This is a genomic window from Clostridium algidicarnis DSM 15099 (assembly GCF_002934235.1).
Taxonomy (GTDB): Bacteria; Bacillota; Clostridia; order Clostridiales; family Clostridiaceae; genus Clostridium_L; species Clostridium_L algidicarnis.
In genome coordinates, this window is record NZ_PTIS01000011.1 from 59,378 (window position 1) to 73,895 (window position 14,518).

Genomic DNA, 14,518 nt, shown 5'->3' on the forward strand with positions numbered 1-14,518 from the left:
ATAATTATTCTACCTATAAATTCAATTACAAAATGTATACTTTCAATAAGTGCATACATTTTAAGTGTATACATTTTGCAAAATCTTATTATAAGTTCAATTCGTTTAAGATATCTTCTATATCTAATTCTTTATTTTTAGCACATACAGCTAATATGAATTCATTATACTTACAGTTTTCCTTAGGTATATCATAAGATACATATTGGCCTTCTACTTCAAACTCCTCCATAAGGTCTTCTACAAGATCTCCAACATTATCTATAGCTACATCACTAAGATAAGGAAGTAAGAAATCATCATACCACTCACTGTCCTCTTCTTCAGATTTGCATTCATCATTAGCATAAGCTTTAGCTGCTTTCATCTCTTCTTCATCAAAATCATAATAAGCTCTTAACACTAATATATCATTTTTGTAAGGTATTTCTTCTACCTCACTTATTTCTCTTTCTAGTAAAAAATCAATTATTTCATCTTTTTTCATTATAATGCTCCTTAATCTTTATTTTTAATATAACAACTTTTTATATTCTTTTTTTACTGCTTCAAACTCATCTTTATCTTCTACTAAGTTTAATTCTTCTTTATCTTCAAACCTATCTACTCTAAATATAAAAGCATCATCCTCATTACCATTTACCTCTGATAAAATAAGATACTCACTTTCTTTCTCTTCTAGATAAATTCTTGCTATAGCTTCAAAATCAACTTTATTGCCCTCTTCATCCTTAAATGACATTATTTCTTTTTCTTCCAAATCTTCACCTCATTTTCATCTAACTTAAAGACTATAAAATAGACCAAACTTATATTTTAATTTAGCCTTCTTATATTTTATAAAGTTCTTTATCCTAATAACAAATATAGAATAAAGAAGTTTATTAATCAATGAATATATATTAACATATTACAAATTATATATTCAACAAAGTTATGAAATTATTAATTTAATAATTTTATAACTAATAACTATATTAATAAACTTTTCACCTTTTTATATTAATCCTTTGACTTAATAAACGTGAACTTTAAATTCTATTTATAACTTGCTTAATTATTCTAAAATATACTCCTCCAAAAGAGGTGAGACCTTTCCATTATAAAATATATACTCTAAATGCAGAGCCCTTGTTAGAACCACATAAAGCAGCCTTTTATCTATTTCCTCATTAGTATAATTATCTTCATTACAATTATAAACTACAGTACAATCAAACTCCAGCCCTTTTGTCATATAAGAAGGTATTATTATACTTTCAATCTTTAAACTTGTATCCCCATCCTTTACCAAGTCCCAGGAATTCTTACTATATTTTTTCATGTAATCACTTATCTTTTTACATTCTTTATAAGTTCTACCAACTATAGCTATACTAGACTTTCCTAGCTCCTTAACTTCTTTAACAATTTGATCTATTTTATTTGCAAAATCTTTATTATTTTGAAATTTAATTACTTTAGGTTCCTTACCTCTTCTAAGCACAGGTATTGCTGGATCTAAATTATTCTTTTGTTTTTTTAATACTTTATTTGCAAATTCAATAATTTCAACTGTTGATCTATAACTTTGTTTTAAGGGCATATAACTACAATTTCCATTAAATACATCCTTTATAACACTAGTCCAACTGTCAATTCCTTTATAATAATATATGCCTTGACCAAGGTCTCCAACAATTGTAAAAGACTCACCTTTTACTATATTTTTAAGAGCTTCTAATTGAAAATAGCTGTAATCTTGTGCCTCATCTATAACCACATGCTGAAATTTATACTTTTCAGGTACACCCTCTATTTTAAACTTTATATAAAGCATGGCTGCTAAATCATCACTATCTATGACATTTTCTTCTTTATTTTTTAATATTTCATTTTTCATATATTCTCCTAAAGCTTTTGGAATTTTATCTGCAGTTGCTTCATAAAATATATCTTCATTTTCAAACATATTATAATAAAGGCCTTGAGAGTCTAGGTTACCCCAATTTATAAAATAGGATTCAAAAGACTTTTTTGCCTGTCTTTTAATATTTTTCTTTTTCTCGTCTCTTTCATCATATATTTCAATGATTCGTTTCCTTCTTTCTATTCCATCCTCCATAGTCTTTTTTGTCCTAGCAATTGTATAATCATAAAAAAAGTCTATTCTCCCCATAATATCATTTATCTTTTCTTTAAGTTTTAAAGTAAAATACCTTTTTATTTCTTCTTTCCTTTTATTTATAGGAAGGTTTGACATGTCCCTTAAAAACAATCTTTTTATTTCTTTACTTTCAAACAACACATAATCTTCTACCTTTATGTCTTTAATGTTTCCATCTTTTCTTTCTAATAATTGAATGTACCTATTTAATATAGTTTTAAAAACAATGCTTCCCTTTACTCTACTAGAGTTAGTTATATACTTAATATCTTCAACATCTGATTCTAATACTAAAGATAGCTTTTTATCCTTAGTTACTACCTTTTTTTTAATACCTAATATATTTAAAGATATCTGCTCAAATGTGCTTTGTTTTACTTTATCTACACCAAGGCTTGGCAAAAGTTCTGATATATAATCCAAAAACAAATTATTAGGTGCTAATACTAATATATCCTCTCCACTTATCTTATTTTTATGTCTATATAAAAGATAAGCAAGTCTATGAAGTGCTACAGTAGTTTTACCTGAACCTGCTGATCCTTGCACTATAATTGGGAAGTTCTTTTCTGCTCTTATAATAGCATTTTGTTCCTTTTGAATAGTTGCTACTACATCTTTTAATTTATTTCCGGTACTCTTTTCCAAGTTTATTCTTAAAAATTCATCTACTAAAGCATTTTCAGAAGAAGCATCTTCTAGGTTTCTTATTATTATATTATTTATTCCCTCATCAAAAATATCTTTTATATAAGCCTCGTTATATAAAAATCTTCTCTTTAAGGATAAATCTCCATTTATAACTCCAATCGGAGCTGTATAATAAGAATCTCCTTCTGATCCACTATAATAAAGATCAGCTATAGGAGCCCTCCAATCTATAACTACTTCCTCTCCACTTTCTATGTCTCCAAGCCCAAACTTGCCTATATAATAACTTTCCTTTTCTTTTCTGTATTCTCTAAAATCTATCCTAGAAAAGTATGGTTCTGGATAAGCTTCTTTATAGTTACTTAAACTTTTATAAACAATGTCATATAACTTTAAATTTGTTTCTAATTCTTCACTGTAACTTCCATGAGAAGCCTTTTTTAATTCAGATATTTTCTTTTGTAATCCATCTTTATCATTTTCAATAGAATCAATCTTATGTTCTATCCAAGATTTAGTATCATCTAGCTTTTTTCTTTCTAATTGTAATTCAGCTTGTTTTTCCAAGGTTGCACCTCTTTTCTAAGTTTTATCACTTTCTAAAATCATATATCAATAATTTCAATAAGCTTATCATATACTTTAATATGGCTTTTATCCGATGGATACCATCCGTAACCCCCCCTCCTCTTCAAGGTGGGGGATGACGGCTGCTACACCCCTGGATAAGTTCTTCTAAGACTCAGATGCAGATGGAAAGATGTATTCCTTATAAGCAAACTCCACCTGAGTCTAAGAATCACTTGATAAATAATAAGAGTATAAAAAATCTTCTTTTATTATTATAATGCATACTAAAAAAAATAACAGTCTAAGATGTAAAATATACTAATATATTAAACTCTTTTTAAATACTCAACTAAATATTTTTATGGACAAATTAAATATATGAGGTGATAATTTGAAAATTTTAATATCCGGTAGCAATGGAAATATAGGTAGCTACTTAACTACTTCATTAAGTGATGAACATCAAATCTATTCTTTTTCTAAATCTGATTTTGATGTAACAAACAAAAGCCAGATCTGTGATGTCATATGCAAAACAACCCCCGATATAATACTTCACACAGCCGCTATAACAGATGTGGATTATTGTGAATCAAATGAATCCTTAGCATACTCAACCAACACCTTAGGTACTTTAAATATAGCTTCTATGTGTTATAAATTTAATATTCCTATAGTTTATATATCTACTAGTTATGTTTATGGAGATTATAAGTCTTCACCCTACGTTGAAACTGATATTTGTGATCCAATAAATATCTATGCTAAAACTAAACTTGAGGGTGAAAATTTAATAAGAACTCTTTTAAATAACTTTTTTATTATTAGAACTTCCTGGATTATCGACGCTAACAAATGCTCTATACTAAAGATGTTAGATAATCCATCACCTATTGTACTTTGTTCCCTTGAAAAAACTAATGTAACATCAATCAAGGACTTATCATATTTTATTAATACAATTATTAAAACAGATAATTATGGTATATATAATCTTTCTAGTGAAGATTATTCTTCAAAGTATGATATAGTAACCCATCTATTAAAAAATAAAAGGTTTGATAAAAATATACTTAAGTTGCCTGAAAAATTATTAGTAAATACTGCCAAAAGACCAAGCTTTTCAGCCATAAACTCTACCAAGGCAAAAGATACCTTTTCTATACCTTTAAGAAGGTTAGATGATATTATACTTGAATTGTAAAGTATCTTTATGCTATTTAAATTACAATTACTTGATGTTAAGTTCTAAAAATTATAAATATATATGAATAACAAAAAAGCTTTTTTATTTTAAAATAAAAAAGCTTTTTAAACATACATTAATATTAAATTCATTGGTTATTGCTTTAAAATGCTCATTGTCATATCTCTTTTCATGGCTCTTGACAAACTCTTTAGTAATACATAAGATATAGCTCCATCTGCTATATGGTGTAACATAGTTCCAATCATAACTACTACCAAAATATAAAAGGCATTAAACCCAACAAAAGGTATAACTGCTAATGCTTCTAAGATACCATGTATTGGTGATGTAATAATTACAACCTTCTTAAATGATATACCTCTTTTTATAGCTGTGGCTCCTAAAAAGCCTACAATAATATGCATACTAGCTCTTGCAACTACTGGAAGAGGTGTCCCCGCTAACAAAAACCCTACAGCTGATCCAACCCCAACCACAATAGCACTTGCTGGTGATATCAGCATAGAAAAGAACATAGGTACATGAGAAGCTAAAGTTGCAGAAAATGGTGGTATATTAATTCTTAAAAATCCAAATTGTATAGGTATTATTATTGAAAAGGCTATAAATATCGAAGTAAGCACCATTTTCTCTAATTTATTATCCATAAGTATTTCCCCCTTAAATATTACTAGTGTATATACACTAGTATATATCGTTTTCACATCATTGTAAACATAATTTTATGTGAATAAGTTACTGTTTTTAACTAATATTGACTTAACTTAAAAAAGCAGCTATAATATACCTATACCAGGTATAAGTATGTGGAGGTGTTAATATGATAATCGATGATAAAGCTTTAAATGCAGCTACAAAGAAAAATGGTTTCTTCGTTATAAAGGCAGTAACATCAAATGTTGGTTGAAGTGGTTCTGTGAAAAATCTCTGGATTGAGGTTTTAAAAACTTTAGATAATAAAAGTGATTACAAAATCTATGAGTATAAACAAATAAAGGTTTATATACACAAATCTCTTATTATAGACGAAGCGAATCTTTCCATCTATGAAAAGTCTAAATTTCCATTCTTAGGTTCTACCTTTGGGGTAAAAGGAGTAACTTTATAAATATAGAAATTATGTATAAAGTGCCAACCTAATTTTTAAGAACCTTATTAAATCTATTATGGCATAATAAAATAAGAGGTTAAGAAGAGCTTTATTATAAAGCTTCTTAACCTCTTATTTTAATTTTATGTTTTAAATCTGTAGCTTTAGGCTATTTAAATTAATTAAGATACTAATTTGAAATTAAAAGTATTATCCTCTTTGTTCTATCATGCTCTTAACTTTCATAAGTCTTGTTAGAGCACCTCTTTCATTTTCATCTAGCTTCATCCTAATATATTTAATTGTTTCTTGCAATTGAGGTATAGTCATGTATTCAAGAGCATTAACTCTTCTTCTTGTCTTTTCAATTTCATCTGCCATAAGTTGAGTAGATTTTTCTACTTCAGCTAGTTCTAAAAGTCTTGGAAGAACTTTATATAATTTTTCAATAGCTCCATCTAATTCTGCTGAAGTATTAGCAAATCCATAAGGATATATACTACCAGCATCATCGTCTAATTGCCTTATAAAATTCATTACTGGAACATTAACACTCATTATATTTTTACTACCTACCTCTAGACTTATACTTTCTTTAGGATAGGCTATTGCTTCTTCTAAAAATTCAGAACTCATAACTCCTCTAGCCATAACAAAACTCTTTAAAGCTTCCTCAAGCTCTATTTCTACAGACTTTCTAAGTTCATTATTATATCTTATTAAATTTATAAACTGTCTCATAAGCTCATCTTGTTTGTCTTTTAATAGCTTATGTCCTCTAGTTGCAGTTACTAGTCTCTTTTTAAGCTTACTAAGCTCCATTCTTGTAGGGTTAACATTCAATCTTGTCATATTAATCTTCCTTTCTTAAAGGCAGATATTTTTCAAGATATTCATCTCTTATTCTCTTAAGCTCCGTTCTTGGAAGTATTTTAAGTAATTTCCAACCAAGGTCTAAGGTTTCTTCTATAGTCCTATTTGTTGTAAATCCTTGATCTACATATTCTTTTTCAAAAGCTTCCGCAAATTTTGCATACTTTTTATCTGTATCCGAAAGTGCAGACTCTCCTAGGATCGCAGCTAGCTCTTTAGATTGTTTACCTTGAGCATAAGCTGAGAATAATTGATTCATTGTATCTGCATGATCTTCTCTTGTTTTCCCCTTACCTATACCTTTATCTTTAAGTCTTGATAAAGATGGCAAAACGTCTATAGGTGGTGTTATGCCTTTTTTATATAATTCTCTTGAAAGAATTATTTGGCCTTCAGTTATATATCCTGTAAGGTCAGGTATTGGATGCGTTTTATCATCTTCTGGCATTGTAAGTATTGGTATTTGAGTTATAGATCCTTCTGCACCTCTTACCCTACCTGCTCTTTCATAAAGGTTAGCAAGGTCTGTGTAAAGGTACCCTGGATATCCTCTTCTACCTGGAACTTCTTTTCTCGCTGCTGATACTTCACGTAAAGCTTCAGCATAGTTAGTCATATCTGTCATTATTACAAGAACGTGCATTCCTTTTTCATAGGCCAAATACTCAGCACAAGTAAGAGCCATTCTTGGAGTTGCAATTCTTTCTATTGCTGGGTCATTTGCAAGATTCATAAATAATACGGATCTATCAATAGATCCTGTTTTAGTAAAGTCTTCTACAAAGAATTCAGCCTCTTCAAATGTTATTCCTATAGCAGCAAAAACTACCGCAAACTTAGACTCAGATCCTAAAACCTTTGCCTGTCTTGCTATTTGTGCAGCAAGCTGTGAGTGTGGAAGTCCTGATCCTGAGAAAACTGGCAACTTTTGTCCTCTAACAAGTGTATTAAGTCCATCTATAGCAGATATTCCTGTTTGAATAAATTCAGAAGGAAAATCTCTGGCTACTGGATTTATAGGTTCTCCATTTATATCTAGTCTTTTTTCTGGTATTATTTTAGGTCCATTGTCCTTTGGTCTACCCATACCATCAAAGACTCTTCCAAGCATATCTTCTGAAACTCCAAGGTCAAGGGGTTTACCTAAAAACTTAGCTTTAGTCCCCTTAGGATTTATACCTGAAGATCCTTCAAATATCTGAACCATAGCCTTACTACCATTGATTTCAAGTACTTTACCTCTTCTTATTTCACCAGTGTGCATTTCAATTTCAACTAACTCGTCAAACTTTACTCCTTCAACACCTTCAACTACCATAAGAGGTCCAACAACCTCGGTGACTGTTCTATATTCTTTAAGCATTAACCACACCTCCCTTGCTTATCAAGTTGTCAATAGCACTTGAAAGATCCTTTGATATTTGATCTATCTTAATTATATCCTCTTCAGGTATATACTTACTTCTAGCTATTCTATCTCTTACTTCTATATCTAGAATTTCTTTTAAATAAATACCTGCTTCTAATGCTTTTTCACCCTCATGATAAAATTGTAATACAAGCTTTAACATCTTATATTGTTTTGCTAATGATGAATAAGTATCTACTTCATTAAATGCATTTTGTTGTAAATAATCTTCTCTTAAAGACTTTGAAACTTCAAGTTTCAATCTATCTCTTTCAGATAAAGCATCTATACCAACTAATCTAACTATCTCTTCTAGAGTAGCTTCTTCTTGAAGAAGAGCCATAGCCTCTGTTCTTATAGTTACCCAGTCTGAAGCAACTTCTTTATCCATCCATTCTCCTACTTTATCTTCATATAGTGAATAGGAATCCATCCAGTTAATAGATGGGAAATGTCTTCTATAAGCAAGTTGTGCGTCTAGTCCCCAAAAGGCTTTAACTATTCTAAGCGTTGACTGTGTTACTGGCTCAGATAAGTCTCCTCCTGGAGGTGATATAGCTCCTATAGCTGTAACAGCTCCTTCTACTCCCTCACCACCAAGGCATACTACCTTACCAGCTCTTTCATAGAATTCAGCAAGTCTTGAACCTAAGTAAGCAGGGTAACCTTCGTCACCAGGCATTTCTTCAAGTCTTCCTGACATTTCTCTTAGAGCTTCTGCCCAACGGGATGTAGAGTCAGCCATTATAGCAACTGAATATCCCATATCTCTAAAGTACTCTGAGATAGTAATTCCAGTGTATATTGAAGCTTCTCTAGCAGCAACTGGCATATTAGATGTATTTGCTATTAGAACAGTTCTTTTCATTAATGACTGACCTGTTTTAGGGTCTTTAAGTTCTGGGAACTCATTTAAAACGTCTGTCATCTCATTTCCACGTTCTCCACATCCAACATATACAACAACTTCAGTATCTCCCCATTTAGCTATCTGATGTTGAACAACTGTTTTCCCTGCACCAAAAGGTCCTGGTACTGCTGCTGTTCCTCCTTTAGCTACTGGGAAAAATGTATCTATAACTCTTTGTCCTGTAATCATAGGTTCTACTGGATTTAATTTTCTTTCATAAGGTCTCCCACGTCTAACAGGCCATTTTTGCATCATAGTTAAAGCTACTTCACCTTTATCTGTATCTAAAACACATATAGTTTCTACTATAGTATGTTCTCCTTGTTTAATTTCTTTAACTACTCCCTTTATTCCATAAGGAACCATAATCTTATGTTCAATAACAGGTGTCTCTTGAACTACACCTAGTGTAGAACCTGATATAACCTTATCTCCAACCTTTATTGTAGGCTTAAAGTCCCACTTTTTCTCTCTATTTAAAGAAGGCACTTCTATTCCTCTTTTTAAATAATTGCTTTTTGCAGCTAAAAGATATGCATTCAAAGGTCTTTGAATACCATCAAACATAGACTCTATTAAACCAGGTCCAAGTTCTACACTTAAGGGTTCTCCAGTTGTTTCAACTGGGTCTCCTGGTCCTATTCCTGAGGTTTCTTCATAAACCTGTATAGATGCCATATCGCCTCTCATCTCGATGATTTCACCGATAAGGCGGTTTTTCCCAACTTTACATACGTCATATATATTAGCTTCTTCTAATCCTTCAGCAACTACTAAAGGACCTGAAACTTTAACAATCTTACCGGTTTTCAAGTTACCAACCTACCTTCCTATAAAATATTAACACCAACTGCTTTTTCCACATTTTCGTTTATCTTACTTAATCCTATATTTAATGTTCCCTGATTATTTGGGATTAATATTACGGCTGGCAATGTTTCTTTGTTATATCTTTCAATAGTTTCAGTTACATCTTTAGCTACTGCTTCAGTAACAAAAATAACCGCGTAATTATCTCTAGCAAGTCTATCTATAGTTTTCCTAGCTTCATCTGGTTCTACTACTGGAAAAACTTCTATGCCTAAAGATTTGAATGCTAAAACGGAGTCTTTGTCTCCTACAACACCTATCTTATACATAATTTTCACGCAGCCTTTCTCTAATAACTTCACTTTGGATGTTATTTAATTTACCAACCATTATAATTCTAATAAGCTTAATTTCATTTTCCTTTGCATATATATATGCAATAAGAGGTTCTAGCCCAAAAGTTATATATTTAGCCTTCTTCATATAATTCATTATAAAATCTTCACTTAATTTTTCAAATAAGTTTATAGATCCTGTCTTAACATAATCTTCAATTCCAAACTTTAAAATTTCTGAGTAATCAGTAAACGCAAGTTTTCCTGGAATATTTTCTACAGAATCATTATATAAAGAATTCAATTTATCCCTATCAACATATCCACCTTGTATAATTAAGCTATTTAAGAAATCTCTAGTATTATCTTGTTTTTTAACCCTTAAAAGAGTTTTTATGTTAGTTAAGTCAATAAGGTATCTTAAATACCTATCTAGAAATTTATCATCTATTTGCTCATTTAAAGAAAGCTGATGAATGAATAAATATTTATCTAAAATAATATCTATCTTTTGTGGATCTTTTGAAGTACTAAAATCTTCTAAAGCCTCTTCTATTGCTTTTCTCATTATAGGATTTAAATCTCTATAATATTCATTATCTAATGCATATATAAGCTTATTAATATCTACGGTACCTATAGGTATAATCATATTAGAAAAATCTTTTTCTAATATTTTACCTTTAATTAAAACTTTAATATTATGATAATCGTATCTTATGCTCATTATGTCCACAATACTATTTACTGGTGTCATTTCATATAGCATTTTATAAACTCTTTTAAGTTCAGCACTTAATATAATTTCATAATCCTCAGCTCTTTTTATATTAGACATTAGGGTAGAATACTCTGATTCTTGAAGGACCTTTAAAGCTTCCTCTTTAGAACTTGAGTCTATCATTCTATCAATTTTTGATTTATCTAAAAGTTTTGTTTCTAGAACCCTAAGTCTGGGTATTACCTGGGTAAAAAGCATTGAATCCATTTATTACCCTCCTTAGTTAAACAACACTTTTGCTATTTCATATTCTAATTCATCTTTCATAGAACTTATTAATGCTTCAAAAGTATTGTTGATTTCTATACCATTCTTTTCTAAGATGAAGCCACCTTCGAAATCTCTTTGCTCAGAAATTATCTTTATATTACCTTTTTTGCCCTTAGCTATTAATGATTTATTGATTCCTTCTATAACTTCATTTGAAAATAAATCTTTATCTTTAGAATTAATTATAAGATTTTCATCACCATTTATATCTAAAGAAACAATTTTATTCTTAATGTAATTTATATATTGTGTGGAATCCATATCTCCTAATTGCTTTAAAGCCTCATCTAAAACCTTTGAAATCACAGTTTGCTTTGCTTCTAGCTTCTCATTTCTAACTTGAAGTTCAGCATTAGAAATTATTCTACTTTTTCTTGTAGTACTTTCTAATTTAGCCTTTTCAACTATAGATTTTTCAGTGGCTTTAGCTTCTTGGACTTTTGCATTTATTATATCTTCTTTTTCCTTCTGAGCCAATTTAAGGATTTCGTCTTTTTTCGTATTAGCCTCATCTAATATCTTGTTTACTAGATTGTTAATATTAGACATACCTTATCACTCCAAACTATTTTACAAATAAGACCATGAATAATGATGCAACGAAACCTAAAACTGCATAAGTTTCAACCATAACAGCATAGATAACACCCTTCATTACGTCATTAGGTCTTTTAGCTAATATCTGAACTCCTGATGCAGCAACCTTACCTTGAGCAATAGCTGATTTCCATCCTGCAAGTGCAACTGGTAGAGATGCCATTAAATATTTAAAACCAAGATCTAATGATGGAGCTTCTCCTCCAAATATACCTATCTTTGTGAATAGTAATAATGCTATAACAAAACCATATAGTCCTTGTGTACCTGGTAATGCAACAAGTATAAATGTCTTACCAAATTTATCTGGCTCCTCAGTCATAAGACCTGCAGCAGCCTCACCTACTATACCTATTCCCTTTGCAGAACCTATTCCTGCAAGTCCTGTAGCAAGAGCAGCTCCTAGTAATGCTAATATTAGCCCTCCGTTGTTATCAACTAAAAATTGTACGAATGTCATGTTAAAATCCTCCCCTATCTATTTTGTGATTTTTATATATTCTTCTGAAAGTTTATATGGAGTAAATTTTTTACCCCCACCCTCATAGAACTTATTAAAGAATTCAAGGTATTGTAATCTAGCTGCATGAACATATGATCCTAATGCATTTATAAGTAAATTAAATAAATGCAGTGCAACAAAAAGTATTGGAGCTAATACATATATAATAGGTTTCGGGAATAAGCTTACTATAAGATTTAATGCATTAGCTATAAATCCAGTAGCAAGACCTAACGCAAGAAGACGTGAATATGAAACTATATCTCCAAGATAACCTGTTATACCATAAACCCCATATACTCCTCCTCCAATTTTACCTCCAAGAGTTGGAGCAGATCGTCCTTGAGTTAAAAGTAAAGCGATTAAGCCTCCTATTAGCATCCATTTACCAATGGATCCACCTTTTCCAGCTATCATCATTATAGAACCTATTATTGTTACATACCAACTTAAAACATCATAAATTGCATCTTTTATTTTGTGATCCTTTATTAGCATATAAGCTTTTATACCAAGTCCAACAAATATGTGGATAATACCAAAACCTAATGATAAAGCAAAGATTTCTATTATGCTATTTGGTGGATCTAATAAGAATGGTATCTTTATTCCAAAGTATTCTGGAAATAAATCACCAAACCACCCTCCATACACGGCTCCCCACATAATAGTTGATATACCTGCAAAAAGGAAAAACTTAAATGTCTTCTGCTTACTTTTATCTTTAGAAAATTTCATTCCAAGCAGTGCAGCTATTACCATTACTAATCCATATCCTCCATCTGAAAGCATCATTCCAAAGAATATGAAGTAAAATACTGAAAGTATTGGTGTAGGATCTATCTCACTATACAAAGGTAAGCTATACATCTCTACTATACTTTCGAAGGATTCGCTAAACTTATTATTTTTAAGCTTTATAGGTACATCTTCGATATCTTCTTTTAAAACTTCACTAAAATTAAGATAATAGTCTTCTCCAATTGATTTTGAAATACTATCTTTTAAATTTTCATTAGTTTCCACAGTATTCCAACCATAAATAGTTACTATATTCTCTGTTCTAAGGAAGTTTTCTGAAGTTTTAAGTCTTAAAGCGATGTTATTATAATAATCATAAGCCTCTTCTAAATTCTCAAAATCATAATTCAACTTTTTAAGTTCTGATTTTATATTTTCTTCTTCTTTATTTAATTCAATAACTTTCTCCCTATAATCCTTTATAAGAATTTTAGGAGTTCTATCATGTACTAAAGCAAAAGAATTAAAACCATATTCTTTTAATATGTCGCGAGCCTTATCCTCATCCTCTTTAGGAACTAATGCATACATATAAGTATCTTGTACATCCTTATTAACAATCTCTATGTAGCCATTTTTCAAAACTTCATTAAATTCCTTAATAAGGTCTGCCTCATACTGAGTCGCAAAGGTTCCTATAAATGGGGACACATACTTTAAGTTTTTTAAATCTGAAAAAGGAGCATCAAATTCTTGCCATAATGATAAAGTACTAATTTCAGTCTCCAATTTTGTTCTTTCATTACCTAAAGCATTTAGCTTTTTTTCTTTTTCTTTTAGATTTTTGTAGACCTCTTGCCAATTGTTTGTCTTTATCTTTTCTTCTAGGTCTTTATAGTTTAGAGCCTTCTTTCCATTTAAAAATGATTTTAAGGTTGACTCTTTTTCCATATATGGCTTTAAAAAATCTAAAGAAAATTTTATCTTTAAAAGAGCACTTTCATATTCACTAAAATCTCCACCAAGTTCATCTTTCTTAAGCCCTTTTAGTTCTTCATATTTATCTACTGTTTCTTGATCTTGGAGATTAATAAATTGTACTCCTTCAAAGCGTTGTAATTCTTCTAAAAGCTGTTGTTTTTGTGATTCAAAGGCTAGCAGAGTAAATTTATTCATTTTAACTATTGCCACTTACACTCACTATCCTCTCAATAACTATTTTTACAGCATGATCTAATACCTCTTTTGATGAATCTAATATTTCACCTTTTTGCTCTTTTCCAGCCTTAAAGATGGGTACTGACTCATCTTCACCTTCTTTTATAGCATGATTCATAATACTTTCAGCTTCTTCTTTTGCTTTATTTACTATATCATCATGCATTTTCTGTGCCTGTAATTGTGCATCTTTTAATATCTCTTTACTTTGAAGTTGTGCAGCCTTTACTTCGCTTTCAGCCTTTTCTTCAGCTTCTTTTATATCTTTAAGTACATCTAATGCCAAAGTCTCACCACCTTTTATTGAATATTTAGTTATTATATTTATATTAGTTAATACTTTATATAGTATTAATTACAATATACTTAATATTATACTACCTTTTGTGCATATTTCAACTTTATA

Annotated in this window: 15 protein-coding genes; 2 read left to right on the forward strand and 13 right to left on the reverse strand. The window is 30.2% G+C overall.

Going from position 1 to position 14,518, the window contains the following annotated elements; all coding sequences use genetic code 11:
• Positions 1 to 88: 88 nt before the first annotated feature.
• From BD821_RS08735 to helD, 3 genes are all read right to left on the reverse strand, one after another.
• Entirely contained in the window at positions 89 to 487 is a 399-nt protein-coding gene (locus BD821_RS08735) for a hypothetical protein (RefSeq protein ID WP_104410141.1), read from the reverse strand.
• 24 nt (positions 488 to 511) lie between these two features.
• The gene (locus BD821_RS08740) at positions 512 to 760 is read right to left on the reverse strand and encodes a DUF1292 domain-containing protein (protein ID WP_104410142.1); all 249 of its coding nucleotides are present in this window, start codon (positions 758 to 760) and stop codon (positions 512 to 514) included.
• A gap of 297 nt (positions 761 to 1,057) precedes the next feature.
• Entirely contained in the window at positions 1,058 to 3,364 is a 2,307-nt protein-coding gene (helD, locus tag BD821_RS08745) for an RNA polymerase recycling motor HelD (RefSeq protein ID WP_104410143.1), read from the reverse strand.
• A 394-nt stretch (positions 3,365 to 3,758) separates the two neighbouring features.
• Here helD and BD821_RS08750 point away from each other — a divergent pair, with 394 nt between their 5' ends.
• Positions 3,759 to 4,571, forward strand: coding sequence for an SDR family oxidoreductase (locus BD821_RS08750; RefSeq protein ID WP_104410144.1), 813 nt, complete (start codon positions 3,759 to 3,761; stop codon positions 4,569 to 4,571).
• Positions 4,572 to 4,708: 137 nt separating this feature from the next.
• Here the strand turns inward: BD821_RS08750 and BD821_RS08755 are convergent, their stop codons facing one another.
• Entirely contained in the window at positions 4,709 to 5,224 is a 516-nt protein-coding gene (locus BD821_RS08755; RefSeq protein WP_029450860.1) for a hypothetical protein, read from the reverse strand.
• Between the two features lie 269 nt (positions 5,225 to 5,493).
• Between BD821_RS08755 and BD821_RS08760 the strand changes: the two genes are divergently transcribed.
• Positions 5,494 to 5,685: a hypothetical protein gene (locus BD821_RS08760; RefSeq protein WP_104410145.1), complete on the forward strand. Its 192-nt coding sequence runs from the start codon at positions 5,494 to 5,496 to the stop codon at positions 5,683 to 5,685.
• A 192-nt stretch (positions 5,686 to 5,877) separates the two neighbouring features.
• Here BD821_RS08760 and BD821_RS08765 read toward each other — a convergent pair whose 3' ends face one another.
• From BD821_RS08765 to BD821_RS08805, 9 genes are read right to left on the reverse strand one after another with little or no spacing between them, the layout of a single operon-like run.
• Complete coding sequence (locus tag BD821_RS08765) at positions 5,878 to 6,519, reverse strand: V-type ATP synthase subunit D (protein WP_104410146.1); 642 nt, start codon at positions 6,517 to 6,519, stop codon at positions 5,878 to 5,880.
• A 1-nt stretch (position 6,520) separates the two neighbouring features.
• On the reverse strand, positions 6,521 to 7,903 hold the full coding sequence (locus BD821_RS08770; RefSeq protein WP_029450862.1) for a V-type ATP synthase subunit B: 1,383 nt from the start codon (positions 7,901 to 7,903) through the stop codon (positions 6,521 to 6,523).
• On the reverse strand, positions 7,896 to 9,671 hold the full coding sequence (locus BD821_RS08775) for a V-type ATP synthase subunit A (protein ID WP_104410147.1): 1,776 nt from the start codon (positions 9,669 to 9,671) through the stop codon (positions 7,896 to 7,898). The genes BD821_RS08770 and BD821_RS08775 overlap by 8 nt, the downstream gene beginning before the upstream one ends.
• 17 nt (positions 9,672 to 9,688) lie before the next feature.
• The gene (locus BD821_RS08780; RefSeq protein WP_185159047.1) at positions 9,689 to 10,000 is read right to left on the reverse strand and encodes a V-type ATP synthase subunit F; all 312 of its coding nucleotides are present in this window, start codon (positions 9,998 to 10,000) and stop codon (positions 9,689 to 9,691) included.
• Positions 9,990 to 10,991: a V-type ATP synthase subunit C gene (locus tag BD821_RS08785; RefSeq protein ID WP_104410148.1), complete on the reverse strand. Its 1,002-nt coding sequence runs from the start codon at positions 10,989 to 10,991 to the stop codon at positions 9,990 to 9,992. Before BD821_RS08785 ends, BD821_RS08780 begins: the two co-directional genes overlap by 11 nt.
• Before the next feature lie 12 nt (positions 10,992 to 11,003).
• Positions 11,004 to 11,603, reverse strand: coding sequence for a V-type ATP synthase subunit E (locus BD821_RS08790; protein ID WP_104410149.1), 600 nt, complete (start codon positions 11,601 to 11,603; stop codon positions 11,004 to 11,006).
• Positions 11,604 to 11,619: 16 nt separating this feature from the next.
• On the reverse strand, positions 11,620 to 12,111 hold the full coding sequence (locus tag BD821_RS08795) for a V-type ATP synthase subunit K (protein ID WP_104410150.1): 492 nt from the start codon (positions 12,109 to 12,111) through the stop codon (positions 11,620 to 11,622).
• An 18-nt stretch (positions 12,112 to 12,129) separates the two neighbouring features.
• A complete protein-coding gene (locus tag BD821_RS08800) occupies positions 12,130 to 14,070 on the reverse strand; it encodes a V-type ATP synthase subunit I (protein ID WP_242971482.1) in 1,941 nt (646 codons plus the stop codon).
• 1 nt (position 14,071) lies between these two features.
• The gene (locus BD821_RS08805; RefSeq protein WP_029450872.1) at positions 14,072 to 14,398 is read right to left on the reverse strand and encodes an ATP synthase subunit B family protein; all 327 of its coding nucleotides are present in this window, start codon (positions 14,396 to 14,398) and stop codon (positions 14,072 to 14,074) included.
• Positions 14,399 to 14,518: the final 120 nt, after the last annotated feature.

Bases quoted from the DNA above. Each gene is read 5' to 3' on its own strand.
- BD821_RS08785 (WP_104410148.1), bottom strand. From the start codon at position 10,991: ATGGATTCAATGCTTTTTACCCAGGTAATACCCAGACTTAGGGTTCTA.
- BD821_RS08755 (WP_029450860.1), bottom strand. From the start codon at position 5,224: ATGGATAATAAATTAGAGAAAATGGTGCTTACTTCGATATTTATAGCC.
- BD821_RS08790 (WP_104410149.1), bottom strand. From the start codon at position 11,603: ATGTCTAATATTAACAATCTAGTAAACAAGATATTAGATGAGGCTAAT.
- BD821_RS08800 (WP_242971482.1), bottom strand. From the start codon at position 14,070: ATGAATAAATTTACTCTGCTAGCCTTTGAATCACAAAAACAACAGCTT.
- BD821_RS08765 (WP_104410146.1), bottom strand. From the start codon at position 6,519: ATGACAAGATTGAATGTTAACCCTACAAGAATGGAGCTTAGTAAGCTT.
- BD821_RS08795 (WP_104410150.1), bottom strand. From the start codon at position 12,111: ATGACATTCGTACAATTTTTAGTTGATAACAACGGAGGGCTAATATTA.
- BD821_RS08735 (WP_104410141.1), bottom strand. From the start codon at position 487: ATGAAAAAAGATGAAATAATTGATTTTTTACTAGAAAGAGAAATAAGT.
- BD821_RS08770 (WP_029450862.1), bottom strand. From the start codon at position 7,903: ATGCTTAAAGAATATAGAACAGTCACCGAGGTTGTTGGACCTCTTATG.